Genomic DNA, 24,110 nt, shown 5'->3' with positions numbered 1-24,110 from the left:
TCGACCTTTCGGCATCCGTCACCGGATACGGTTTCGATAGGAGCACCCCACCACGGACCTCCGACATTCGAAGACGCTGCCCCATGCGGCGAGACGGGAGAGGGCGATGACCGACGCGACACCGGCCGGCCGCGAGCGGGCTCAGGACAAGCCGCACACGCGCCGACGCAAGAGCCTGAGCGAGAAGCAGCTCGCGATCCTCGAGGTGATCCAGCGATCGATCGCGCGCCACGGCTACCCGCCGAGCATGCGGGAGATCGGCGACGCGGTCGGGCTGAAGTCGCTCTCGAGCGTCACCCACCAGCTCAACCAGCTCGAGCTCAGCGGGTACCTGCGCCGCGACGCCGGCAAGACCCGCGCCATGGAGGTGCTGATCGACCTGCCCGGCTCCGCCGGCGAGAACCCGGCCGACGCGGCACCGTCGGTGGGCGACGCCGCCCTCGTGCCGCTGGTCGGACGCATCGCCGCGGGGGTCCCCATCACCGCCGACCAGCAGGTCGAGGAGATCTTCCCGCTGCCGCGTCAGCTGGTCGGCAAGGGCGACCTGTTCATGCTCAAGGTGAGCGGCGAGTCGATGATCGACGCCGCCATCTGCGACGGCGACTGGGTGGTCGTCCGCTCCCAGGCGACCGCTGAGAACGGCGACATCGTCGCGGCGATGCTCGACGGCGAGGCGACCGTGAAGACATTCCGTCAGCGCGACGGTCACACGTGGCTGCTGCCGCGCAATAGCGCCTTCGAACCGATCCTGGGCGACGAAGCCGTCGTGCTGGGCAAGATCGTGGCGGTCCTGCGGGCGATCTGACGCAGAACGACAGGGAGGGGATGCCGCGACGACTGCGGCATCCCCTCCTGCGTCCCCCCGCCGCTCGCGTCACACGCGCGCGGCCACCTGATCGCGCACACTGCGCGTTGCCGCGACCAGATTCCGCAGCGACTGCACCGTCTCCTCGTAGCCGCGCGTCTTGAGCCCGCAATCCGGATTGACCCACACCTGTCCCACGGGCAGCTCGTCGACCGCTCGTCGCAGCAGCGCCGCGATCTCGTCCGTCGACGGCACGCGCGGAGAGTGGATGTCGTACACGCCAGGCCCGACGCCGCGGGCGAAGCCGGAGCGGCGGATGTCGGCGATGACCTCGCCGCGGCTGCGTGCGGCCTCGATCGAGGTGACATCGGCATCGAGCGCCGCGATCGCCTCGATGACGACCGCGAACTCCGAGTAGCAGAGGTGCGTATGCACCTGGGTGGTCGGAGCGGCGCCGGCGGTGGCCAGCCGGAACGACGCGACGGACCAGTCGAGGTACGCCGGCTGGTCGGCCGCCTTCAGCGGCAGCAGCTCCCGCAGCGCGGGCTCGTCGACCTGCACGATGCGCAGGCCCGCGGCCTCGAGGTCGGCGATCTCGTCGCGCAGCGCGAGCGCGACCTGGTCGGCGGTCTCGGCGAGCGGCTGGTCGTCGCGCACGAACGACCACGCGAGGATCGTCACCGGGCCCGTGAGCATGCCCTTGACGTGCTTCGCCGTGAGACTCTGCGCGTAGGCCGACCAGGCGACGGTGATCGGGGCCGGACGCGCGACGTCGCCCCAGAGGATCGACGGCCGGGTCGCGCGTGAGCCGTACGACTGCACCCACCCGTTGCGCGTCACGGCGAACCCGTCGAGGTTCTCGGCGAAGTACTGCACCATGTCGTTGCGCTCCGCCTCGCCGTGCACGAGCACGTCGAGCTCGAGCTGCTCCTGCAGTGCGATCACCTGCCGGTTCTCCTCGCGGAGGAACTCTCGGTACCGTTCGCCATCCAGACGCCCCGCAGCGTGCGCGGCGCGGGCGCGGCGGATCTCGGGCGTCTGCGGGAACGAGCCGATGGTCGTGGTCGGAAGCACGGGCAGTCCCAGCGCCGCGCGCTGTGCCTCTTCGCGGTCGCCGGCCGCCGCACGACGGTAGTCGCCGGGCGCGAGCCCGGCGGCGCGGGCGCGGACGGAGCCGTCGCGCACCCCCGGCGCCGCACGCCGGTCGTCCAGCGCGTGTGAAGCGGCGTGGAGCTCGTCCTCGATCGCCGCCCTGCCCCGCGAGAGGCCGCGCGCGAGCGTCACCACTTGACCGACCTTCTGATCGGCGAAGGCCAGCCACGACGCCAGGCGGGGATCGAGATCGGGCTCGTCCGAGACGTCGTGCGGCACGTGCTGGAGCGAGGTGGAAGTGGCGGCGGCCACTCCTGCGGCACCGAGGCTGCGCAGCGCAGCGAGACGCTCCCACGCGGCATCCAGATCGCCGCGCCAGACGTTCCGGCCGTCGATGACGCCGCCCACGAGGATCTTGCCCCCCAGCCCGTCGACGACGGGCGGCAGGGAGCCGCGGTGCAGGTCGACTGCGATGGCCTCGATGGGAGCGGCGGCCAGACCCGCCCACGCCGAAGGTGAGAGCTGCGCGTAGCCGGCGGCGACCAGGATGGCGGGACGGTCCGCTGCCGAACCCAGCACGGCGTAGGCGCGCGCAGCCGTCTCGGCCAGGCGCTCCGGCGCCGCCGGCAGGCTCTCGCTCACGAGTGCGGGTTCGTCGAGCTGCACCCACTCCGCTCCGGCGGCACGCAGGGTCGCGAGGAGATCCCGGTACACCGGCAGCAGGTCCTCGAGGCGGCTGAGCGGGTCGAAGCCCTCGGGCGCGGCATCCGTCGCCTTGGCCAGCGCGAGGAGGGTGACGGGCCCCACGACGACCGGGCGAACGGTCACGCCGTCGGCCTTCGCCTCGGCGACCTGGCGGGCGAAGCGGTCCGTCGACAGCGCGAACGCGGTCTCAGGACCGATCTCGGGCACGAGGTAGTGGTAGTTCGTGTCGAACCACTTCGTCATCTCGAGCGGCGCCCGGTCGCCGTCACCGCGCGCGGCGACGAAGTATGCCGACAGCGGAATGGCGCCGTCACCGTCGCGCAGGTCGGCGAAGCGTGCGGGCAGAGCACCGACAGCGACCGCGGCGTCGAGCACCTGGTCGTAGAACGAGAAGCTCTCCGGCACGGACGAGTCCTCCCGCCCGAGCCCGAGTTCGACGAGCCGCTCGCGCGCGCCACGGCGCAGGTCGGCAGCGGCGCGCTCGAGACCCGCTTCGTCGAGGGTTCCGGCCCAGTGCGCTTCGACGGCGGTCTTGAGTTCGCGGCGCCGCCCGATGCGCGGGTAGCCGAGGATCGTGCCGTCGGGGAAGGTGGCGGTGGTCATGATGCGGTCTCCTTGTGTGGGGTGAGGATGCCGGCCTCGCCGAGGACGGCCAGGACGACGCGGTGATCGTTGAAGGCATAGAGGTGCACGCCGGGCGCGCCGTCTGCGACGACCTCGCTCGCCAGCCGGGCAGCCGCGGTCACGCCGATGTCGCGTTGGCCCTCGGCGGTCGGCTCGACCTCGAGGGCGATCGCCAGCTCTGCGGGCAGCTCCTCGCCCGTCAGCTCCAGCACCCGGCGGAGGCGCGCGGGCGAGGTGATGGGCATGATGCCGGGGAGGATCGGGATGTGGACGCCGGCTGCCCGTGCCCGCTCGACGAAGGCCAGATACACGTCGGGATGGAAGAACAGCTGGGTGATCGCGAGCGTGGCACCCGCGGCCTGCTTGGCCAGCAGCGCATCGAGGTGCTGGCCGGCATGCCGCGACCGGGGATGCCCCATCGGGAACGCCGCCACGGCGATCTGGGCGCGCTGGCGGGGCTGCACGCGGGCGGCGCCGGGAAGACCCGGGATCGCCGCCTCGGTGTAGGGGGCCCGCTCCGCCTGCACGCGATCGATCAGCTGCACCAGCTGCGCGGCGCTTTCGAGGTCGCCGAGGAAGGCCTCATCTTCGCCGACACCCGCCGGCGGGTCGCCGCGGAGGGCGAGGAAGCTCGTGATGTCGGCGTCGAGGAACTCCCGGATGAGTGCGGTCGCGCCGGCGTAGGTGTTTCCGACACAGGTGAGGTGCGCCAGCGGCTCGACCGACGTCGTCTGCCGGATGTGGCGCAGCACCGCGAGGGAGTCCCCGCCGGTCGACCCGCCGGCTCCGTAGGTGACCGAGAGGAAGCTCGGGCGCTGCTCGGCCAACATCCGGATCGTCTCGCGCAGCACCTCGGCTGCCGCCGGTGTGCGCGGCGGGTAGAGCTCGAAGGAGAACGGCACCGCCGGTGCGCTCGCCTCGGGCAGCAGGCTCATCTCGCCTCCTCAGGCGTCAGGGGACGCGGCCCATGCGGCCGCATCCACGCATCGTGTGCGTTTCTCGCGGGCGGGTGCCGGGCTCGGCTGTCGCTCCTGGCCTGCCCCCGTGCGGGGCGAGGCGACGATGGGCCAACGGTAACCAGGTCGCTCCTCCGGCTGCGGTCCTGTGACGATCCGTGCCGTTGTGTGTCGCCGCGTAACGTGGGGGCATGGTCGACGTCCTTCCCTACGGTTCCTGGCCCTCTCCCCTCTCGGCTGCGGAGGTCGCCGCGGCATCACCGCGGATCGAGGGGGCGACCTTCGTCGGTGACGGGGTGTGGTGGGGCCAGACCGTGCCCAGTGAAGGCGGTCGCACCACCGTGCGTCGGCGCAATCCGGACGGTGCGGTCTCGGACGTGCTCCCCGCCCCCTGGAACGCGCGGTCCCGCGTGCACGAGTACGGCGGCGGATCGTGGGCGGCCTCGCCCGACGGCACCCTGTTCTTCGTCGAGAAGACCGACCAACGGGTCTATGCGCTGCCCGCCGCTGGCGAGCCGACCCCGCTCACCCCGGACGCCGGCGACGTGCGCTTCGGCGGGCTGAGGTGGCAGCACGGGACGCTCCTCGCCGTGCGCGAGGACCACACCCGCGGGCCGCGCCCGGTGCGGGACATCGTCGAGATCGCGACCGCGGGCGACGTGCGCGTCGTCCCGCTGGGGGGTGGCAGCGACTTCGTGGCCCAGCCGGCGCTCTCCCCCGACGGCCGTCACCTGGCCTGGGTCGCCTGGAACCACCCCGACATGCCATGGGACCGCAGCCGCGTGATGGTGGCGAGGCGCGAGGCGGGCGGCACTGCGACGCCCACGTCGGTCACGTCCGGCACCGCCTCGGCCCTGCAGCCCGAGTGGCAGGATGCCACGACGCTCGTCTACGCCGACGACGTCACCGGACGGTGGAACCTGTGGCGCACGAACCCGGCAGCGGGCACGGCGCCCGAGCCGGTGACGCCGGCAGACGCCGACACCGGCGGACCGCTGTGGGGCCTCGGCCAGCGCTGGTTCGCCGTGCTCGAAGACGCGCGCATCGTCGCCGTCCAGACGAACGGCGACGACGAGGTGGTCGTCATCGGCTCCGACGGCATCGCACGGCCGCTCGAGGTGCCCCCGACCGCGGGGGTGTCGGTCGAGGACGCGGCCGGGACGCGCGTGCTGCTCACCGGGTCGGGCGCGACCCTGCCGTCCGGGCTGTGGCTGGTCGACGTCGACCGTCCCTCGGGCGCGATCACGATCGCCGGCGGCGAGTCCGCGTGGGACGCCGAGTGGATGCCGCAGCCTCGGCCGTTCACCGTCGACGGGCCGCTGGGTCCCGTGCACGCCTACGACTACCCGCCGACGAGCCCCGTCGCCGAGGCGCCCGAGGGAGAGCTCCCGCCGTACGTCGTGTTCGTGCACGGTGGACCGACCGGTCAGGTGGCAGGAGCAGCATCCGGCAAGATCGCCTACCTCACGAGCCGCGGCATCGGCGTGCTCGACGTGAACTACGCCGGCTCGAGCGGGTACGGCCGCGCCTACCGCGAGCGTCTGCGCGGCCAGTGGGGCGTCGCGGATGTCGCCGACGTGGCCGCCGCCGCTGCAGGGCTCGCCGCCGAGGGCCGGGCTGATGCCGCACGCCTCGCGATCGCGGGCGGCTCGGCCGGGGGGTGGACCGTGCTGTCCTCGCTGGTCGGCACCGATGTGTTCGCGGCCGGGATCTCACGCTACGGCGTGGGCGATGCCCGCTCGCTCGCGGAGGACACCCACGACTTCGAGGCCCGCTACCTCGACGGGCTCATCGGGCCCCTTCCCGAGGCGGAAGCGGTCTACGCGGAGCGCTCGCCCCTCAGCCATCCGGAGCGGTTCCGGGTGCCGGTGCTGCTGCTGCAGGGCGCCGACGACGAGGTGGTGCCGCCGTCGCAGTCCGAGGCCGTCCGCGACGCCCTGGCCTCACGCGGCGTGCCGCACGCGTACGTGCTGTACGAGGGCGAGGGGCACGGCTTCCGGCGCGGCGAGACGATCGCCAACGCGCTCGAGTCCGAGCTGTCGTTCCTGGGGCAGGTGTTCGGCTTCGAGACCCCCGGGGTGCCCACCCTGGAGCTCTCCGCCGGCGACTGACACCGCCGGGCGCGGCGAGCACACGGCCCCGGCGCCCGCGCTCACGCGTCGGTGCGGAACCGCTCCAGTTCGGCCGCGAGCCGCGGGGAGACGTGCGCGTGCAGCGCCGTGCCCTGCTCCTCGTGGGACTGGGCCAGGATGTGTCCGGTCTCGTGCGCCGCCGACACGAGGTCACCGCGGTCGTAGGGTACGAGCGCGTGCACCTCCACGGCGGGCAGCGGCAGCGCCGCCTCCACGGCCGCGCGCAGCTCGTCGATGCCCTCACCGGTGCGCGACGACACGAAGAGCGCGTCGGGCTCTAGGCCCCGCAGCACCATTCGGGTGTCCTCGTCGACGAGGTCGGCCTTGTTGAACACGACGATCTCGCGGATGTCCCGCGCTCCCACGTCGCCGATCACGTCCCTCACCGTCGCGAGCTGGCTCGCGGGGTCGGGGTGCGAGGCATCCACGACGTGCACGATGACGTCGGACCCGGCGACCTCTTCGAGCGTCGAACGGAACGCCTCGACGAGCTGGTGCGGCAGGTTGCGCACGAACCCCACGGTGTCGGTCAAGGTGTACACCCGGCCGTCCGTGGTCTCCGAGCGGCGCACCGTGGCATCCAGGGTCGCGAACAGCGCGTTCTCGACGAGCACACCGGCGCTGGTGAGCCGGTTGAGCAGGCTGGACTTGCCGGCGTTGGTGTAGCCCGCAATGGCGACCGAGGGGATCGTGTGGCGCTTGCGCTCGGCGCGCTTGGCGTCGCGCGCGGGACCGAAGTCGCGGATCTGGCGGCGCAGCACCGCCATGCGCGTGCGAATGCGGCGACGATCCAGCTCGATCTTCGTCTCACCGGGGCCACGCGAGCCCATGCCCGCGCCACCGGCGCCCACCTGGCCACCGGCCTGGCGGCTCATCGAGTCACCCCAGCCGCGCAGGCGCGGCAGCAGGTACTCGAGCTGGGCGAGCTCGACCTGCGCCTTGCCCTCGCGGCTCTTCGCGTGCTGGCTGAAGATGTCGAGGATCACCGTCGTGCGGTCGATGACCTTGACCTTGACGACATCCTCGAGCGCGCGCCGCTGGCTGGGCGCGAGTTCGGTGTCGGCGATGACGGTGTCGGCGCCGACCGACGCGACGATGTCACGCAGCTCCTGGGCCTTGCCCCGACCCACGTACGTGGCCGGGTCCGGGTGCGGACGCCGCTGCAGCACGCCGTCGAGCACGACCGCGCCGGCCGTCTCGGCGAGCGCCGCGAGTTCACGCAGGGAGTTCTCGGCATCCTCCTGAGACCCCTGCGGGTAGACGCCCACGAGCACGACATTCTCCAGCCGCAGCTGGCGGTACTCGACCTCGGTGACGTCCTCGAGTTCGGTGGAGAGCCCGGGCACGCGGCGCAGGGCGGCCCGCTCCTCGCGATCCCACTGGTCGCCGTCGCTGTCACCGTAGGCGGTCGACTCGTCCTGCAGCGCCTGTGCTGCGCCCAGCGGGTGGTTCTCTCCCCGCTCGCCGAACGTCGTGACCTTCACGCCCGAGCGCAGCTCTGCGCGGGCCAGCACCCGATCCACCAGGTCGACCGGGGTCGAGTCGGCGTTGTCGGGAATGGTGGTGTCTGTCATGTATTCCTTTCGGGATGCCGCTGACCGCGGCATCCTCAAACTCTAGCTTTCCGCCCTGCGGGTGGCCTCCGGTACGCTCGCAGGATGGGGAACGATCACTACTTCAGTGCGTCCCCGTCCAGTCCCGATGATCTCCGCCGCATCCGTGTGACCCTCGCAGGCCGCGCCGTCGAGGTCACGACGGCGGGCGGGGTGTTCAGCCCGGACCATGTGGATTCCGGAACGGCGGTGCTGCTGGCGAACACTCCACCGCCTCCGCCCGGTGGACACCTGCTCGACCTCGGCTGCGGCTGGGGTCCGATCTCCCTGTCGCTGGCCATGGATGCTCCCCACGCGACGGTGTGGGCCGTCGACGTGAACGAGCGGGCACTGGATCTCGTTCGCCGCAACGCGGAGGCGTTGGGGCTCACCAACATCAACGCCGCACTGCCCGACGATGTTCCCTCGGATGTCTCGTTCCGCTCGATCCGCTCGAATCCGCCCATCAGGGTCGGCAAGAGCGTGCTGCACGGCATGCTGCAACACTGGATCCCCCGCCTGGACGCGCGCAGCGACGCCTGGCTGGTCGTGCAGCGCAACCTCGGCTCGGACTCGCTGCAGCGGTGGCTGGATGCCACGTTCGCCGACGGCTACAGCGTGCACCGGGCAGCCACCGCCCGCGGTTTCCGGGTCATCCGAGTGCGCCGTCACGGCTCGCCCCCGACGGCCGAGATCACCCTGCCCTGAGCCGCCACCGTGGGGCGCCCGCACCCGCGCCTGGCGCGAGCGCGACCCGCGCCGGGCGCGACGTCGCAGGTCAGGCCAGCGTCACCTCGCCGGTGAAGACCAGGGTCGCAGGTCCCGACAGCAGCACGTGCTCGCCGTTGCCCTCCGTCCGCACGCGGACTGCGAGCCTGCCTCCGGGAACGTCGACCTGCCAGGCGTCCGGCGCGGCCGGCCCCGCCCAGTGCCGCACTGCAAGCGCCGCCGCCGCGACCCCGGTTCCGCAGCTGAGGGTCTCCCCCACCCCGCGTTCGAAGACGCGCATGGTGATCGCCCCGACGCCGCCGCGCACGAGCGGGTCGGCCGGGACGACGAATTCGATGTTCGCACCGTGGCGGGGCGCGGGGTCGAGAATCGGCTGCACCGTGAGGTCCAGGCCCTCGAGCTCGCGGTGCGTGGGGAGCGCGACGACGACGTGCGGATTGCCCACGTCGATCCCCTGGCCGGGGCGGGCGACGTCGAGCCCCCGGGCGCGCACGAGCACGTCGTCCCCCTCGGTGCGCCAGAGACCGAGGTCCACTTCGAACCCCTCGGGTGAGCGCGTGACCCGCTTCACACCGGCACGCGTGCCGATGTCGAGGTGGCCGCCATCGGCGAGGACGGCAAGCCCGGTGTCCACGAGATACCGCGCGAACACCCGGATGCCGTTGCCGCACATCTCCGCGGCCGAGCCGTCGGCGTTGCGGTAGTCCATGAACCACTCCGCGCCGGATGCCGCGGCCTCGCGACCCGCCTCGATCGCGGCGGAGCGCACGACGCGCAGGGTGCCGTCGCCGCCGATGCCGAACCGGCGGTCGCAGAGCACGGCGACCTGGTCGTCGCTGAGGTCCAGGGTGCCGTCGGGGTCGGCGACGATCACGAAGTCGTTGCCGGTGCCGTGGCCTTTGGTGAACGGGAGGGTCTGCGGCATCCGTCCAGTCTACGGTCGGGGCCGCGAGACCCGGCATGTGCACCCACGGGCACGTTACGTCGCCGGGCCTCGACACGTCCCCGTCGCGTGCACGGCGGCGTCACGCTAGCCGTCGAGCAGCGCGTCCGCCGAGGCGCCGGGCGGCACCCAGGTGACGTCGGGGTACCGCTTGAACCACGAGACCTGGCGCCGCGCGTAGCGCCGGGTGAGGGCCTGCGTCTCGGCGACGGCGTCGGCGTGCGGCATCCGCCCGTCCAGCTCCGCCAGGGCCTGAGCGTAACCGATCGCCCGTCGCGCGGTGACGCCGTCCTCCAGGCCGTCGGCGCGCAGGCGAGCCACCTCGTCGACGAGTCCGTCGGCCCACATCTGTTCGACACGGGCGTCGAGGCGCGCGACGAGCTCGTCGCGCGGCGTCGTGACCCCGACGATCGTCGTCGGCGTGTGCCAGAGCTGCGGTGCGTCCGGGAGGGCAGCCCCGTGGGTCGCCTCGCCGAGCTCGAGCACTTCGAGCGCCCGCACGATGCGCCGGCCGTTGCGCGGGTCGACCCGTTCCGCCGTCACCGGGTCGAGCTCCCGCAGCCGCGCGTAGAGCGCGCCGGGGCCCTCGGCGTCGAGCGTCGCCTCCAGCCGTGCACGCACCGCCTCATCGCGCGGCGGGAATCGAAAGTCGAACAGCACGCTGGAAACGTAGAGCCCCGAGCCGCCGACGAGGATCGCATCGGCGCCACGCCGGTGGATCTCACCGATCGTCTCGCGGGCCACACCCTGGTACCAGGCCACGGCGGCCTCATCGGCGGGGCGCAGGACGTCGAACAGGTGGTGCGGGATGCCACGCCGCTCGGACTCGGGCAGCTTCGCGGTGCCGATGTCCATGCCGCGGTACAGCTGCATGGCGTCGGCGTTGACGATCTCCGCCGGACGCCCTCGGTCAGCGAGGGCCTCGGCGAGGTCGAGGGAGAGCGTCGTCTTGCCGGTGCCGGTGGCGCCGACGACAGCCCACAGCCGCGGGGTGGCAGCCGCCACGTTCACCGGGTTCAGACGCCGATGCGCAGCGACGGCAGCCCGAGCGACACGGCGCGAGGCGCACCGGACTCGCCGGCGGGAGCGGGAACGCCGCACGACTCGGCCTGCGAGCGATCCCAGGCGTCGCCCGCGCGCGTGCGCCGAATGCGCAGAGGTGCGCCGTCCGGGGCGTCCGCGAGCAGGTGGAAGGGCGCCGCGTGCGTGACGACCGCGGTGACCACGTCGCCGGGGCGCGGGAGGGGGGAACCGGCGGGCACCTCGAAGTGCACGAGCCTGTTGTCCTCTGCTCGACCGGTCAGCCTGTGCGTGGCGGCATCCTTCTTGCCCTCGCCGGTCGAGACCAGCACCTGCAGCTCGCGGCCGACCTGCTTCTGGTTCTCTTCGAGGCTGATGCGGTCCTGCAGGGCGAGCAGACGCTCGTAGCGCTCCTGCACGATGTGCTTGGGCACCTGGTCGGGCATGGTCGCCGCAGGGGTGCCCTCACGGATCGAGTACTGGAAGGTGAACGCGCTCGCGAAGCGCGCGGCCTCGACGACCCGCAGGGTGTCTTCGAAGTCGGCGTCGGTCTCGCCGGGGAACCCGACGATGATGTCGGTCGAGATCGCGGCGTGCGGGATGCGCTCCCGCACCCGGTCGAGGATGCCGAGGAAGCGCGACGACCGGTATGAGCGGCGCATCGCCTTGAGGATGCTGTCGCTGCCGGATTGCAGCGGCATGTGCAGCTGCGGCATGACGGCGGGGGTCTCGGCCATCGCGGCGATGACGTCGTCGGTGAAGGCCGCCGGGTGAGGACTGGTGAACCGGATCCGCTCGAGCCCGGGGATCTCGCCCGCCGCCCGCAGCAGCTTGCCGAAGGCCTGACGGTCGCCGAACTCGACGCCGTACGAGTTGACGTTCTGTCCGAGTAGGGTGACCTCGATCGCACCGTCGTCGACGAGCAGCCGGATCTCGTTCAGGATGTCGCCCGGCCGGCGGTCCTTCTCCTTGCCGCGCAGGCTCGGGACGATGCAGAACGTGCAGGTGTTGTTGCAGCCGACGGAGATCGACACCCAGCCGCTGTGCACCGAGTCGCGCTTCGTGGGAAGGGTCGACGGGAAGACCTCGAGCGACTCGAGGATCTCGAGCTCGGCCTCGCCGTTGTGACGCGCTCGCTCGAGCAGGCTCGGGAGCGACCCCATGTTGTGCGTGCCGAAGACGACGTCCACCCACGGCGCCTTGCGCTGCACCGTCTCCTTGTCCATCTGCGCCAAGCAACCGCCGACGGCGATCTGCATGCCCGCGTGCTTGTCCTTGACAGACTTCAGATGCCCCAGGGTGCCGTACAGCTTGCCGGCGGCGTTGTCGCGCACGGCGCAGGTGTTGATCACGACCACGTCGGCCTCGGTGCCGGCGTCGGCGCGCACGTACCCGGCGCTCTCGAGCGATCCGGAGAGCCGCTCGGAGTCGTGGACGTTCATCTGGCATCCGAAGGTGCGCACCTCGTACGTGCGGGCGCGACCGTCGGCCGTGTGCGCTGCCGAAGACGGGGCGATGAGCGTGGGGGCGGCGGACGGGAAGGTCATGATGTTCCCCATTGTAGATTCCGTTGCGCGGTGAACGGTCGGTGCCAGAGGTCCCGGATCACCCGTCGTCGTCGGTTGATGCATACGGAGCGAGAAAGTCAGCGAGCTGCGCGGCATAGCCCTCGGGGTCGACGTTCCAGCTCTGGATGTGTCCGGCATCCGGCACCGGCACGTAGCGGCCCAGGGGGAGCGCGCGGGCGAACTCCTCGCTGTCCGAGTGCGGCACCAGTGGGTCGGCGAGACCCTGGAACACCAGAACGGGGACGGAGGCGAACACCGACGTCTGATCGAGTTCGTCCAGTGGCGTGAGAGACAGGTCACCACGCCACTGCACGACCTGTCGCACGAGCGGCGACAGCGCCCCCAGATGCAGTCGCTCCGCCTGGCCGTCGATGACGTGACCCCAGTCCAGCACCGGCGCGTCGAGCACCATGGCCACCACGCGATCGGCGTGCGCAGACTCATGCATGAAGCGCGTGACGATGCTGCCGCCCATCGAGTCGCCGTAGAGCACGAACCGCTCGGCGCCCTGCGACAGGGCGTAGTCCGCGGCGGCGTCGAGGTCGGCCCATTCCCTCTCCCCCAGGCTGAAGAGGCCGTTCGCACTCGCCGGTGCGCCTTCATCGTTGCGGTAGCTGATCAGCAGGGTCGGCAACCGGACATCACGGATGGTCGACAGCGGGCGCAGCCCGCTTTGGCGAAGACCGTCGATGCCGTGGACGAACAGCACCCAGGTCGACCCGTCGCCGTCGACCAGCCACGCCGGCATGGCACCCAGCTCGCCCTCGACCTCGACGTCGCGGAAGTCCACCCCCAGCGCGCTGCGCGGGTCTCCGGTTCACAGGTTGGGGTTGAGCGCGACGTCGACTCCGACTGCGGGCGCCCCGTCTGTGGGGAAGAACGTGCGCGTCACCGACTGTTCGTCCGAGCGCAGCACCGATCCGACGATCCCCTCGCCGGCGACTTCCCCGTCCGCCGCGGCCCAGGTCAGGCCGTAGGTGCCGACGCGCGTTCCGGCATCCGTGAGGGACAGGGTGATCTCGCCGTCGCCGACCGCTATCACGCTCCCCGCCGCGGTCGTGAGGTTGTGGTGCGGCGTGAGCAGCACCTGGGCACTGGCCAACGGAATCCCGACCAGTGCGGCCAGTCCTGCCGCCAGCACGCCCCCCACGACGACGAACGGCCACCGTCGTCGGCGGCGCTGGCGTCTCACACTGCGAGCATAGGGGATCTCAGCGGAAGCGCACGCCGCCGCGGGTACCGCTCTCGGCCAGCGCGGTGCGCGCGGCCGTCGCCGCCACCGCGCCCGGGTAGCCGCGCCGTGCCAGCTGGCCCATGAGACGGCGCATCGCGGTCTCATGGTCGACGCTGTCGAGCTGGCGAGCCTTCGTCCGTGCGAACTCGAGCGCACGCTCCGCCTCGTCGTCAGGCTGCTCAGCGAGCGCCTCGTCGGCGATCTCCCGCGGGATGCCTCGCGAGCTGAGGGTCTGTGCGATCGCCCGCTGCCCTTGTCCCTTGCGGTGGGTGCCGGCATGGATCAGTTGCTCAGCCAGCCGCGCATCGTCGAGGTAGCCCAACCGGGTGAAGGAGTCGAGCAGGGCTTCCAGATCGTCCGGGAGGAGCTCGTGCTCGGCCGCGGCCGCGCGGGCCTCGGACACGGACAGCTGGCGGGCGCGGAGCTTGCGCAGGAGGATGCGCTCCGCCACGGCCACCCGATCGGCACGGTCCTCGTCGGAATCCTCCGCCACGGCGGGCGCGACATCCGCATCCCACCTCGTGCGCCACTGCGGCGGGCCGTCGCCACGCCCCGCGGGGCGCCGGTCGAGGCGGGCCAGGGTCGCGGCGGTCTCGGCGACCGGGTCTGCGTCAGCGGCTGGCCCGGTGGCGGCGTTCCTGCTCCGCGCCGGTCCGGCGCTCGCACGGCGACCGCCGAACAGCGGGATGACGGGGGCGACCCCTTCGGCGTCCTCCGGGACGCCCCCGTCGCTCTCGAACCGGACCATCAGGCCGGGCGGCGTGCCGCGAGCTCGTCGGACGCCGGCTCCTCGACGACCTTCGGCTGGCCGATGCCCAGCTTCTGCTTGATCTTCGTCTCGATGTCGTTGGCGATGTCGGGGTTGCGCAGCAGGAAGTTGCGCGCGTTCTCCTTGCCCTGCCCGAGCTGGTCGCCTTCGTACGTGTACCAGGCGCCGGACTTCTTCACGAGCGCGTGCTCGACACCGAAGTCGATGAGACTGCCCTCGCGGGAGATGCCGGTGCCGTAGAGGATGTCGAACTCCGCCTGCTTGAACGGCGGCGCCATCTTGTTCTTGACGACCTTCACACGCGTGCGGTTACCCACCGCGTCGGTGCCGTCCTTCAGCGTCTCGATGCGACGGATGTCCAGACGCACCGAGGCGTAGAACTTCAGCGCCTTACCGCCGGCGGTGGTCTCGGGCGAACCGAAGAACACGCCGATCTTCTCGCGCAACTGGTTGATGAAGATCATCGTGGTGTTGGTCTGGCTGAGCCCACCGGTGAGCTTGCGCAGCGCCTGCGACATCAGACGCGCCTGCAGGCCGACGTGGGAGTCGCCCATCTCGCCTTCGATCTCGGCCTTGGGCACGAGGGCTGCGACCGAGTCGATGACCACCAGGTCGACGGCCCCGGAGCGCACCAGCATGTCGGCGATCTCGAGCGCCTGCTCCCCCGTGTCGGGCTGCGACACGAGCAGCTGGTCGATGTCGACGCCGAGCTTCTGCGCGTAGTCAGGGTCGAGCGCGTGCTCTGCGTCGATGAACGCGGCGATGCCGCCGGCGCGCTGCGCGTTGGCGATGGCGTGCAGGGTCAGGGTCGTCTTACCCGACGACTCCGGACCGTAGATCTCGATGATGCGACCACGGGGCAGTCCGCCCACGCCGAGGGCGACGTCGAGGGCGATGGAGCCGGTGGGGATGACCGCCACGGGCGCGCGCTCGTCGCTGCCCAGTCGCATGACCGAGCCCTTTCCGAACTGCCGGTCGATCTGGGCGAGGGCCGATTCAAGGGCCTTCTCGCGGTCAGCGGGTGAGGGCATGACGTGCTCTTTTCTGCTCGCGGTCGGTCGCCTGTAGGCTGACGCGCTCTGCCCGGATGGGCGGGATGCTGCGACAAGGCGTGTGGTGTGCGATGACGGGTTCCACGCTACGGAGGGCCTCCGACATTGGGTCGGTCGCCTGCCGTGATCGGGGATGACTCGTTCTCGACACCATCTGTGCAGGAGCCTACGCGCGTATCGAACACACTTTCGACGACACGCCGCGCCGCTTCGTCGTAACGTGCGAATGCGCTGGTCGGCTCAGCGCCCGCGCGGGTCCATGCGGCCGACGCCGTACCGCCGCGCGTCGGGCACGTCCGCTTCTTCGCAGAGCGCCACCCACACCTCACGGGCGCCGAGCCCGGCGTCGAGCGCTTCGCGCGCGGTCAGACCCCCGGCCCGCGACAACGCGAGGTCGGCGACGAGAGACGCGGCGCGCGAGCCGAACTCGTCCACGACGGCGCGATCGAACTCGCTTCGGCGCATTGCGGAGGAGATCAGCGCAACGAGAGCGCGGGCCTGGCATCCACCGACGCCACGAGGTCGTCCGGGACGACGTCGGGGAAGGTGTGCAGGCCTTCGAGCACCGAGATACGGTCGCCCACTTCACGCATGATCGACGAGATGGGCACATCGAGCGCGTCGGCCACGGCGGCGAGGATCTCGCTCGAGGCTTCCTTCTGCCCCCGCTCGACTTCGCTCAGGTACCCCAGAGCGACGCTGGCGCGGCCTGCCACCTGGCGGAGGGTGCGCCCCTTCTGAAGTCGGAAGTCACGCAGGACTTCCCCGATCTCTTGACGAACCAGGATCATTTCGGGCCCCCTCTCGCTTTCGATTCCATTGGGTGCATCACAGTACAACGACCAGAGCTGTCAATATAATCCCGCTTGTTGTGCGTGTGGTGAGAATCCGACATCCGTAACGCACGGGCCCCGCCGTCTGTTCCCGCTACAGCGCATCGAGCGCGAGCGAGACGGCGCGCACGGCTGCGGCGTTGCGGATCTGCTCCCGGTCGCCCTCGAGAACGAGGGATTCCACCCGGGATCCGAGTGAGGTGGACACCGCCACGTGCACCGTGCCGACGGGCTGCCTGTCCGGGGAGTCGGGACCGGCGATACCGGTCGTGGCGATGCCGATGTCGGCGGGATGGCCGGGGGAACCGACCGCGTTGCGCACACCGCGCGCCATCTGGCGGGCCACACGCTCGTGCACCGGACCGTGCGCTTCGAGCAGCAGCGCGTCCACGCCCAGGAGCGACTGCTTGAGGTCTGTCGCGTAGGCGACGATGCCGCCGCGCACGACGGCGGACGCCCCGGGTACGGCGACGAGCGACGCGACCACCAGGCCACCCGTGAGCGACTCGGCCACCCCCACGGTCCAGCCCAGCTCGCGCAGGCGTTCCACGAGTTGCTCCGCCTCGCTGCGGCGTCCGCCCGAGACGAGGGTCTGCTCCGCTTCGTCGGAAAGCTCAGGATCAGGGGCAGAGCGGAACGGGCTCATGAGGCCGTCCCGCGGCGTGCACGCCGTGAGCCGCGCACCTCGGCGACGATGTAGTCGACTCCGCTGGCGACGGTGAGGAGCACCGCGATCGTCATGGTCACGAGGTTGACCCAGTGGATCCAATCCCCCACGACCGTCCACAGCGGAAGCAGTGCGAGCGACAGCGCGACGGCCTGGGCGACGGTCTTGAGCTTGCCCATCCACGCCGCCGCCACCACGTGGTCACTGGCGACGATCAGGCGGTGCACGGTGACACCGACCTCACGCACCAGCACCACGACGGTGACCCACCACGGCAGCTCGGCGAGGATCGAGAGCCCCACGAACGCGCAGCCCGTGAGCGCCTTGTCGGCGATCGGGTCGAGCAGCTTGCCGAGATCGGTGACGATGTCGTGCTTGCGGGCCAGATACCCGTCGATCCCATCGGTGGCGATGGCCACGATGAACAGCACCGCCGCCCACCAGCGCAGGGGGCCGTCGGCACCGCCATCGGCCAGCAGCATCCACAGGAATACCGGGGCGCAAAGGATGCGCACGATCGTGATCGCGTTGGGGAGCTGCCTCGGGATTGCCACGATTCGAGCCTAGTTGCTGTGCCGGTCAGCGCCCGGTCAGGCCCCAGGCATCCTCATCGTCGGAGTTCTCCTCCACGACCTCGTACCCGGCGAACTGCTCCTCGACGGGGTCCTCCTCGTCGGGCACGTCTTCGCCCCGCAGTCGCGCGAGCACGCCCGGCAGCTGCTCCGTGGTCACGAGCACGTCGCGCGCCTTCGACCCCTCAGAGGCGCCGACGATCTCCCGCGATTCCAGCAGGTCCATCAGGCGCCCGGCCTTGGCGAACCCGACGCGCAGCTTGCGCTGCAGCATCGAGGTGGAGCCGAACTGCGTCGACACGACGAGCTCGGCGGCTGCAAGCAGCAGCTCGAGGTCGTCTCCGATGTCGGCGTCGACCTCCTTCTTCTCCACCACCGCGGCGACGTCCTTGCGATACTCCGGACGCGCCTGCTGCGTGACGTGCTTGACGACCTTCTCGATCTCGCTCTCGCTGACCCACGCGCCCTGCACGCGCACGGCCTTCGAGGTGCCCATGGGGCTGAAGAGGGCGTCGCCCTGGCCGATGAGGCGATCGGCTCCGGGCTGGTCGAGGATGACGCGGGAGTCGGTGACGCTCGTCACGGCGAACGCCAGGCGCGAGGGCACGTTGGCCTTGATGAGACCGGTGACGACATCGACCGACGGCCGCTGCGTGGCGAGCACCAGGTGGATGCCGCTGGCGCGCGCGAGCTGCGTGATGCGGACGATGGAGTCCTCGACGTCGCGCGGGGCGACCATCATGAGGTCGGCGAGCTCGTCGACGACCACCAGCAGGTACGGGTAGGGCTTGAGCACGCGCTCGCTGCCGGCGGGCAGCTGCACCTCGCCGGCGACGACGGCGCGGTTGAAGTCGTCGATGTGGCGGTAGCCGAACGACGCGAGGTCGTCGTACCGCATGTCCATCTCCTTCACGACCCACTGCAGCGCCTCGGCCGCCTTCTTGGGGTTCGTGATGATCGGCGTGATGAGGTGCGGCACGCCGGCGTAAGAGGTGAGCTCGACGCGCTTCGGGTCGATCAGCACCATGCGCACCTCGCTGGGCTTGGCGCGCATGAGCAGGCTCGTGATCATCGAGTTGACGAAGCTCGACTTACCGGAACCGGTGGAGCCGGCCACCAGCAGGTGGGGCATCTTGGCGAGGTTGGCCACGACGTAGCCGCCGCCGACGTCCTTGCCCACGCCGATCGTCATCGGGTGCACGGAGTTGGTCGCCGCGGGCGAGCGCAGCACGTCTCCGAGCGTCACGATCTCGCGGTCCGTGTTGGGGATCTCCACGCCGATCGCGCTCTTGCCGGGGATGGGGGCGAGGATGCGCACCTCGTTCGATGCGACGGCGTAGGCGATGTTGTTGGTCAGAGCCGTGATGCGCTCGACCTTCACGCCCGACCCGAGGGCGATCTCGTACTGCGTGACCGTCGGACCCCGCGAGAACCCCGTGACGCGCGCGTCGACGGAGAACTGATCGAACACGCTCGTGATCGCGCGCACCATGGCGTCGTTGGCTTCGGACCGCGCCTTCGGGGGCGTGCCGGCGGCCAGCGCGGCCGTCGAGGGCAGGCGATATGTCGCAGCGGGCGGCAGGCCGTCGCCGTCGCCGCCGAGGCCGGACATGCCGGGCAGCTCCCCGTCGCCCTGCACCTCGGTGGCGTCTTCGCGGATGCCGGTGTCAGCGCGCCGGCTGCCCTTGCGCACCGCGTCGGTCACGTCGGGATGGATGACTTCTGTCGCGGCATCCTGCACGGGAAGAGGCGGCAGGGGCGGGGGCGGCGCGATGGCCTGGTCGAACCCGCCGGTGTCGCCCTCGGGCGACAGCAGCATGGTGAGGTCCTGCGAGCCGATCCCGTCGTCGGGATCCTCCTCGCGACCGGACTTGTTGCGCCGCCACCAGGGCAGCGCGTCGTCCTCGTCGCCCGACGACGCGGCCGTGGGCGCTTTGGCCGGCTTCTCGACTCGCTCGGTGCCGAACATCCAGGCGTAGAGGTCGCCGAGACGGTGCCCGATGCGGTTGGGCGGCGTCTTGGTGATGATCAGCACGCTGAGCAGTGCGAGCAGGCCGAGTACGATGCACGCGCCGATCTCGGTCAGGTACGACAGCGGCTCACCGATCATCCAGCCGAAGAGGCCGCCTGCGGCACTGAGCGACGGCAGAAGTTCGCTCGGCTGCGGTCGTCCACCCAGCACGTGGCAGAACCCCGCGATGGTGAGTACCAGGAGCCCGAAGCCGATGCCGATGCGCCCGTTGTCGTGCACCGACGACGGATGCCGGAAGAGCCAGCCCGCCAGCAGCAGCAGGAGCACCGGCAGGATGAACGCCTCGCGTCCCAGCAGCGCCCCGGCGGTGTACGCGCTGATCGTTGCGGCGACCTCGGTGCCGATGAAGAACCACTCGACCACGGAGCCGGCGACCGCCATGAGCACGAGGAGGAACGGGAAGCCGTCGCGGCGCTGGTCCTTCTCGAGCGTCTCGGGGCCGAAGGCTCGGAACAGCCCCCCGGTGGCGTGCGCGAGCCCCATCCAGGCGCGCACGACGACGGGCGGTTTCTCGGGTTCATCCACGTATCGCTTGGGCGCGGGGGCCGGCTTGCGGGCGCGCGAGGACGACCCCTTCGCGGGCGCGCGGCCGCTCGTGGTCGGACTGCTGCTCCTGGCCATCCCTCCACGCTACGTCGGGACCACCGACATTGCCTGGAACGACGCGGCGCTTCGCCCGGCCCGGCGCGGCCCGCGGACCACTGCGACAGCGCACACCACGAACGCAGAACGCCCGCGGACCGCACCAGGCGGCCCGCGGGCGTCGTGACGGAAGGCTTACGCCTCGATCACCAGCGGCACGATCATCGGGCGGCGACGCAGACGCTGGTTGACCCAGCGGCCGATCGTGCGGCGGACGACCTGCGAGAGCGCGTGCGAGTCGCGCACGCCGGACTTCGACGCCTCGGCGAGCGCGGCGGCGATCTTGGGCTTGACGTCGTCGAACACCGAGTCATCCTCGGCGAAGCCGCGGGCGTGGATCTCGGGTCCGGTGATCACGCGGCCGGTGGCGGCATCCACCACGACGATGACGGAGATGAACCCCTCCTCGCCGAGGATGCGACGGTCCTTGAGGTCGGCGTCGGTGATCTCGCCGACCGTCGAGCCGTCGACGTAGACGAAGCCGATGTCGAGCTGGCCGACCACCGTGGCCACGCCGTCCTTGAGGTCGACGACCGTGCCGTTCTCGCCGAGGATGGTGCGCTCGGCCGGAATGCCGGTGTCCTGCGCGAGCTTGGCGTTCGCCATCAGGTGGCGATATTCGCCGTGCACGGGCAGCACGTTCTTGGGCTTGAGGATGTTGTAGCAGTACAGCAGCTCACCGGCGGCGGCGTGCCCCGAGACGTGCACCTTCGCGTTGCCCTTGTGCACCACGTTCGCGCCGAGCTTGGTCAGGCCGTCGATGACGCGGTAGACCGCGTTCTCGTTGCCCGGGATGAGGCTGGATGCCAGGATCACCGTGTCGCCGGGGCCGGGCTCGATCGCGTGGTCGAGGTTGGCCATGCGGCTGAGCACCGCCATCGGCTCGCCCTGCGAGCCGGTGGACATGAAGACGATCTTGTCGTCGGGCAGGTCCTGGGCCTTCTTGTAGTCGATCAGCACACCCTCGGGAACGGTGAGGTACCCGAGGTCGGCGGCGATCGTCATGTTGCGCAGCATGCTGCGGCCGAGAAGCGCCACGCGGCGGCCGTTGGCGTGAGCGGCATCCAGCACCTGCTGCACACGGTGTACGTGGCTCGAGAAGCTGGCGACGATCACGCGGCGCGGCGCCTTGGCGATGACCTGGTCGAGCACGGGCCCGATCGAACGCTCCAGCGGGGTGAAGCCCGGCACGTCGGCGTTGGTGGAGTCCACGAGGAACAGGTCGACACCCTGCTCGCCCAGTCGCCCGAACGCGCGCAGGTCGGTGAGGCGCCCGTCCAGGGGCAGCTGGTCCATCTTGAAGTCGCCGGTCACCAGCGCCATGCCGGCGGGCGTGTGGATGGCGACGGCCAGCGCGTCGGGGATGGAGTGGTTGACCGCGACGAACTCGAGGTCGAACGGTCCCACCTGCTCCTTCTGCCCCTCCTTCACGGTGAGCGAGTAGGGCTTGATCCGGTGCTCTTTGAGCTTCGCCTCGACCAGCGCCAGGGTCAGCCCCGAGCCGATCAGGGGGATGTCCCGCTTCAGCCGCAGCAGGTAGGGCACCGCCCCGATGTGGTCTTCGTGACCGTGCGTCAGCACGACGCCGACGATGTCGTCGAGGCGGTGCTTGATCGGCTCGAAGTCCGGCAGGATCAGGTCGACGCCGGGCTGGTGCTCCTCGGGGAAGAGCACGCCGCAGTCGACGACGAGCAGCTTGCCCTCGTATTCGAAGACGGTCATGTTGCGCCCGATCTCCCCGAGTCCGCCGAGCGGCGTGACGCGGAGGGTTTCGGGGGCGAGGGCGGGGGGAGAGGTGATCTCGTGGGGACTCATCGTGTCGTGCCGTGAACCTTCGGGAGTGCGCCGCCAGCTGCCGCGTTGCGGTCGGGACGGAAATTGGAGAAATCAGCGCCGACGACGTCGGTCACCAGGGCAAGCTCGTCCTCGATCATCGCCGCTTCCCACTCCTCCGGCCCCACGAGGGGCAGGCGGACGCGGGGGCTGGAGATGCGGCCGAGGCCGTGCAGGATGTACTTCGCGCTCACAGTTCCCGGCACGTGCGTCATGACTGCGCGCACGAGGGGTTCCAGCTGCTTGTGAGCCACCGTGGCCGCGGCGAGGTCGCCCCGGTTCACGGCGTCGATGATGACCCGATAGGGCGCGGCCGCGATGTTCGCGGTCACGCCGATCAGGCCGGTCGCACCGATCGCGAGGTGCGGAAGCGCGTTCGCGTCGTCGCCTGAGAAGTACATCAGGTCTGTTTGGTTGAGCACCCGGCTGACCTCGCTGAAGTCGCCCTTGGCGTCTTTGACCGCGAGGATGTTCGGGTGCTTGGCGAGACGCAGGATCGTCTCGTACTTGATCGGGACCCCGGTGCGTCCGGGGATGTCGTAGAGGATGACCGGAAGGTCGGTGGCGTCGGCCACCAGGCGGAAGTGCGTGAGGATGCCCGCCTGGGTGGGCTTGTTGTAATACGGCGTGACGATCATGATGCCGTCGGCGCCGGCCTTCTCGCTGGCCTTGTACAGCTCGATGGCGTGGGCGGTCTCGTTCGACCCGCCGCCGGTGATGATCTTGGCGCGGCCGGCCGCGACGTCCTTGCCGACCTCGACGAGGCGGATCTTCTCCGGGTCGGTGAGGGTGCTCGTCTCCCCCGTCGTGCCGGTGACGACGATGCCGTCGGCGCCGGCGGCGATGACGTCGTCCATGTGCTTCTCGACGGCGGGCCAGTCGACCTCACCGTCGGCGGTCATCGGTGTGACCAGCGCGACGAGGACCTGTCCGAACGGGTTGGCCTGATGCGTCATATTCCCAGGGTATCGGTTCACCGGCACGCTCCCGATAGTGTCGCGCCATGACGTGGCAGACCCGAGCGACCCGCGAGGTGTACGGCAACAGGTGGATCCGCGTGCGGGAGGACGCCGTCACCGGCCCCGCCGGACGGGGCATCTACGGGGTGGTCGAGATGCGGCATCCGGCCGTGTTCGTCGTCGCCGTCGACGACGAACAGCGCGTGTGCCTGGTCGCGGTGGACCGTTACACCGTCGGAGCGTCGCTCGAGGTGCCCGCCGGCGGCTCTGACGGCGAGGACCCGCTGGACGCCGCCCGCCGTGAGCTCGCCGAGGAAGCGGGCGTGACGGCATCCGACTGGGAGAGCCTGGGTGTGATGAGCGCGCTGAACGGCATCGCCGTCGCCCCCGAGCACGTCTTCCTCGCCCGCGGCATCGGCACGGTGCAGGACGCCGCGCACACCCAGGCCGAGGAGGGGATCGACGCCGTGCACTGGGTGCCGTTCGGCGAAGCGCTCGCGATGATCGCCGACGGCCGCATCACCGACGGCGAGACCATCGCCGCACTCGCGTACGCCGGCATCCGCCTGGGGCGCTTCGCCTGATCAGCGGCCCTTCGACGCCGTGGCGACCACGAGGCGGTCCGGCAGCACGCGCGTGAGCGCGACGAGCGCCTTGTACCGCAGCGACGGCACCGAGACGGACTTCCCGCGGGCGACATCGCGCAGCGACTCCACCACGACGTCGCGGGCGTCGAGCCACATCCACGCGGGCACGCCCTCGCGCCCCGGCTCCATGCCCATGCGCTCGTGGAAGTTCGTGTGCGTGAACCCGGGGCACACCGCGGTGACCATCACCCCGCGCGGGCTGTAGGCGACGTTCGCCCAGCGGCTGAAGCTGATGAGCCAGCCCTTGACGGCGCCGTAGGTCGAGCGCGGGGTGAACGCGGCGACGGATGCCACGTTGACGATGCGCCCGCGGCGGCGGGCCAGCATGCCGGGGAGGGCGGCGCGCATGAGCGCCATCGGCACGGCGACGTGCAGGGAGAGATGGCGCTGCTCGTCGGCGATGTCGTTGGTCTCGAAGGCCAGCGGCAACCCGAAGCCGGCGTTGTTGACGAGCATGTCGACGGGGCGGTCCTCGTCGCCCAGCCGCGCGACGACCGAGGCGAGGCCATCGGGATCGAGCAGGTCGGCGGCGAGCGCCTCGCACCCCACGCCGTGCGAAGCGGTGAGATCGTCTGCGAGTGCGGCGAGCGCATCGGCATCCCGTGCGACGAGCACGAGACCCATGCCGCGCTCTGCCAGCTGCCGGGCGTACTCGGCGCCCAGCCCGGAGCTCGCGCCGGTGATGAGTGCCGTCTTCGCCATGG

The 24,110-nt window shown here is 71.0% G+C and carries 22 protein-coding genes; 4 read left to right on the top strand and 18 right to left on the bottom strand.

Annotated elements, in window-relative coordinates:
* The first annotated feature begins 106 nt into the window (after nt 1-106).
* Nucleotides 107-805, top strand: a complete 699-nt coding sequence (gene lexA / locus QNO21_RS04180) for a transcriptional repressor LexA (RefSeq protein WP_257516380.1) — start codon at nt 107-109, stop codon at nt 803-805.
* Nucleotides 806-874: 69 nt separating this feature from the next.
* On the opposite strand, the gene metE is transcribed toward lexA, so the two are convergent.
* Complete coding sequence (gene metE / locus QNO21_RS04175; RefSeq protein ID WP_257519356.1) at nt 875-3,205, bottom strand: 5-methyltetrahydropteroyltriglutamate--homocysteine S-methyltransferase; 2,331 nt, start codon at nt 3,203-3,205, stop codon at nt 875-877.
* Complete coding sequence (locus tag QNO21_RS04170; protein ID WP_257519357.1) at nt 3,202-4,161, bottom strand: methylenetetrahydrofolate reductase; 960 nt, start codon at nt 4,159-4,161, stop codon at nt 3,202-3,204. Before QNO21_RS04170 ends, metE begins: the two co-directional genes overlap by 4 nt.
* 212 nt (nt 4,162-4,373) lie before the next feature.
* On the opposite strand from QNO21_RS04170, the gene QNO21_RS04165 reads away from it, so the two are divergent.
* Entirely contained in the window at nt 4,374-6,293 is a 1,920-nt protein-coding gene (locus QNO21_RS04165; RefSeq protein ID WP_257519358.1) for a S9 family peptidase, read from the top strand.
* 41 nt (nt 6,294-6,334) lie between these two features.
* Here the strand turns inward: QNO21_RS04165 and hflX are convergent, their stop codons facing one another.
* Nucleotides 6,335-7,888 (bottom strand): GTPase HflX, encoded by a 1,554-nt coding sequence (hflX, locus tag QNO21_RS04160; protein WP_257519359.1) that lies wholly within the window; start codon nt 7,886-7,888, stop codon nt 6,335-6,337.
* An 84-nt stretch (nt 7,889-7,972) separates the two neighbouring features.
* Between hflX and QNO21_RS04155 the strand changes: the two genes are divergently transcribed.
* Nucleotides 7,973-8,614, top strand: a complete 642-nt coding sequence (locus QNO21_RS04155) for a class I SAM-dependent methyltransferase (RefSeq protein WP_257517200.1) — start codon at nt 7,973-7,975, stop codon at nt 8,612-8,614.
* A 70-nt stretch (nt 8,615-8,684) separates the two neighbouring features.
* On the opposite strand, the gene dapF is transcribed toward QNO21_RS04155, so the two are convergent.
* The 14 genes from dapF to dapA form a co-directional block, all read right to left on the bottom strand.
* Nucleotides 8,685-9,560: a diaminopimelate epimerase gene (dapF, locus tag QNO21_RS04150; RefSeq protein ID WP_257519360.1), complete on the bottom strand. Its 876-nt coding sequence runs from the start codon at nt 9,558-9,560 to the stop codon at nt 8,685-8,687.
* A 105-nt stretch (nt 9,561-9,665) separates the two neighbouring features.
* Complete coding sequence (gene miaA / locus QNO21_RS04145) at nt 9,666-10,583, bottom strand: tRNA (adenosine(37)-N6)-dimethylallyltransferase MiaA (protein WP_257519362.1); 918 nt, start codon at nt 10,581-10,583, stop codon at nt 9,666-9,668.
* Nucleotides 10,584-10,594: 11 nt separating this feature from the next.
* Nucleotides 10,595-12,145 carry a tRNA (N6-isopentenyl adenosine(37)-C2)-methylthiotransferase MiaB gene (miaB, locus tag QNO21_RS04140; protein ID WP_257519363.1) on the bottom strand — a complete coding sequence of 517 codons (1,551 nt, stop codon included), beginning with the start codon at nt 12,143-12,145 and terminating at the stop codon, nt 10,595-10,597.
* A 58-nt stretch (nt 12,146-12,203) separates the two neighbouring features.
* Nucleotides 12,204-12,956: an alpha/beta hydrolase family protein gene (locus QNO21_RS04135; protein ID WP_257519365.1), complete on the bottom strand. Its 753-nt coding sequence runs from the start codon at nt 12,954-12,956 to the stop codon at nt 12,204-12,206.
* Between the two features lie 27 nt (nt 12,957-12,983).
* Nucleotides 12,984-13,358 (bottom strand): DUF8805 domain-containing protein, encoded by a 375-nt coding sequence (locus QNO21_RS04130; RefSeq protein WP_257519366.1) that lies wholly within the window; start codon nt 13,356-13,358, stop codon nt 12,984-12,986.
* A gap of 19 nt (nt 13,359-13,377) precedes the next feature.
* Nucleotides 13,378-14,148, bottom strand: coding sequence for a regulatory protein RecX (locus QNO21_RS04125; protein WP_257519367.1), 771 nt, complete (start codon nt 14,146-14,148; stop codon nt 13,378-13,380).
* Nucleotides 14,148-15,200 carry a recombinase RecA gene (gene recA, locus QNO21_RS04120; protein WP_257507114.1) on the bottom strand — a complete coding sequence of 351 codons (1,053 nt, stop codon included), beginning with the start codon at nt 15,198-15,200 and terminating at the stop codon, nt 14,148-14,150. Before recA ends, QNO21_RS04125 begins: the two co-directional genes overlap by 1 nt.
* 261 nt (nt 15,201-15,461) lie before the next feature.
* Nucleotides 15,462-15,686 carry a DUF3046 domain-containing protein gene (locus tag QNO21_RS04115; protein ID WP_257519368.1) on the bottom strand — a complete coding sequence of 75 codons (225 nt, stop codon included), beginning with the start codon at nt 15,684-15,686 and terminating at the stop codon, nt 15,462-15,464.
* 11 nt (nt 15,687-15,697) lie between these two features.
* Complete coding sequence (locus QNO21_RS04110) at nt 15,698-16,012, bottom strand: helix-turn-helix domain-containing protein (protein WP_257517189.1); 315 nt, start codon at nt 16,010-16,012, stop codon at nt 15,698-15,700.
* A 136-nt stretch (nt 16,013-16,148) separates the two neighbouring features.
* On the bottom strand, nt 16,149-16,700 hold the full coding sequence (locus QNO21_RS04105) for a CinA family protein (protein ID WP_257519369.1): 552 nt from the start codon (nt 16,698-16,700) through the stop codon (nt 16,149-16,151).
* A complete protein-coding gene (gene pgsA / locus QNO21_RS04100; protein WP_257519370.1) occupies nt 16,697-17,275 on the bottom strand; it encodes a CDP-diacylglycerol--glycerol-3-phosphate 3-phosphatidyltransferase in 579 nt (192 codons plus the stop codon). The genes QNO21_RS04105 and pgsA overlap by 4 nt, the downstream gene beginning before the upstream one ends.
* 25 nt (nt 17,276-17,300) lie before the next feature.
* Nucleotides 17,301-19,946, bottom strand: a complete 2,646-nt coding sequence (locus QNO21_RS04095) for a DNA translocase FtsK (RefSeq protein ID WP_257519371.1) — start codon at nt 19,944-19,946, stop codon at nt 17,301-17,303.
* Nucleotides 19,947-20,102: 156 nt separating this feature from the next.
* Entirely contained in the window at nt 20,103-21,782 is a 1,680-nt protein-coding gene (locus tag QNO21_RS04090; RefSeq protein WP_257517126.1) for a ribonuclease J, read from the bottom strand.
* Nucleotides 21,779-22,756: a 4-hydroxy-tetrahydrodipicolinate synthase gene (dapA, locus tag QNO21_RS04085; RefSeq protein WP_257519372.1), complete on the bottom strand. Its 978-nt coding sequence runs from the start codon at nt 22,754-22,756 to the stop codon at nt 21,779-21,781. Before dapA ends, QNO21_RS04090 begins: the two co-directional genes overlap by 4 nt.
* 47 nt (nt 22,757-22,803) lie before the next feature.
* On the opposite strand from dapA, the gene QNO21_RS04080 reads away from it, so the two are divergent.
* A complete protein-coding gene (locus tag QNO21_RS04080) occupies nt 22,804-23,343 on the top strand; it encodes an NUDIX domain-containing protein (protein WP_257519373.1) in 540 nt (179 codons plus the stop codon).
* Here the strand turns inward: QNO21_RS04080 and QNO21_RS04075 are convergent, their stop codons facing one another.
* Nucleotides 23,344-24,108, bottom strand: a complete 765-nt coding sequence (locus tag QNO21_RS04075) for an SDR family NAD(P)-dependent oxidoreductase (protein WP_257519374.1) — start codon at nt 24,106-24,108, stop codon at nt 23,344-23,346.
* Nucleotides 24,109-24,110 lie beyond the last annotated feature (2 nt).

The sequence above is a fragment of the Microbacterium sp. zg-Y818 genome (assembly GCF_030246905.1).
In the GTDB taxonomy this organism is placed as follows: Bacteria; Actinomycetota; Actinomycetes; order Actinomycetales; family Microbacteriaceae; genus Microbacterium.
This window is presented reverse-complemented; position numbering and strand designations above follow the sequence as displayed.

Coding starts and splice junctions, on each gene's coding strand:
- lexA (WP_257516380.1), top strand. CDS start 107: ATGACCGACGCGACACCGGCCGGCCGCGAGCGGGCTCAGGACAAGCCG.
- metE (WP_257519356.1), bottom strand. CDS start 3,205: ATGACCACCGCCACCTTCCCCGACGGCACGATCCTCGGCTACCCGCGC.
- QNO21_RS04170 (WP_257519357.1), bottom strand. CDS start 4,161: ATGAGCCTGCTGCCCGAGGCGAGCGCACCGGCGGTGCCGTTCTCCTTC.
- QNO21_RS04165 (WP_257519358.1), top strand. CDS start 4,374: ATGGTCGACGTCCTTCCCTACGGTTCCTGGCCCTCTCCCCTCTCGGCT.
- hflX (WP_257519359.1), bottom strand. CDS start 7,888: ATGACAGACACCACCATTCCCGACAACGCCGACTCGACCCCGGTCGAC.
- QNO21_RS04155 (WP_257517200.1), top strand. CDS start 7,973: ATGGGGAACGATCACTACTTCAGTGCGTCCCCGTCCAGTCCCGATGAT.
- dapF (WP_257519360.1), bottom strand. CDS start 9,560: ATGCCGCAGACCCTCCCGTTCACCAAAGGCCACGGCACCGGCAACGAC.
- miaB (WP_257519363.1), bottom strand. CDS start 12,145: ATGACCTTCCCGTCCGCCGCCCCCACGCTCATCGCCCCGTCTTCGGCA.
- QNO21_RS04125 (WP_257519367.1), bottom strand. CDS start 14,148: ATGGTCCGGTTCGAGAGCGACGGGGGCGTCCCGGAGGACGCCGAAGGG.
- recA (WP_257507114.1), bottom strand. CDS start 15,200: ATGCCCTCACCCGCTGACCGCGAGAAGGCCCTTGAATCGGCCCTCGCC.
- QNO21_RS04115 (WP_257519368.1), bottom strand. CDS start 15,686: ATGCGCCGAAGCGAGTTCGATCGCGCCGTCGTGGACGAGTTCGGCTCG.
- QNO21_RS04110 (WP_257517189.1), bottom strand. CDS start 16,012: ATGATCCTGGTTCGTCAAGAGATCGGGGAAGTCCTGCGTGACTTCCGA.
- QNO21_RS04105 (WP_257519369.1), bottom strand. CDS start 16,700: ATGAGCCCGTTCCGCTCTGCCCCTGATCCTGAGCTTTCCGACGAAGCG.
- QNO21_RS04095 (WP_257519371.1), bottom strand. CDS start 19,946: ATGGCCAGGAGCAGCAGTCCGACCACGAGCGGCCGCGCGCCCGCGAAG.
- QNO21_RS04090 (WP_257517126.1), bottom strand. CDS start 21,782: ATGAGTCCCCACGAGATCACCTCTCCCCCCGCCCTCGCCCCCGAAACC.
- dapA (WP_257519372.1), bottom strand. CDS start 22,756: ATGACGCATCAGGCCAACCCGTTCGGACAGGTCCTCGTCGCGCTGGTC.
- QNO21_RS04080 (WP_257519373.1), top strand. CDS start 22,804: ATGACGTGGCAGACCCGAGCGACCCGCGAGGTGTACGGCAACAGGTGG.
- QNO21_RS04075 (WP_257519374.1), bottom strand. CDS start 24,108: ATGGCGAAGACGGCACTCATCACCGGCGCGAGCTCCGGGCTGGGCGCC.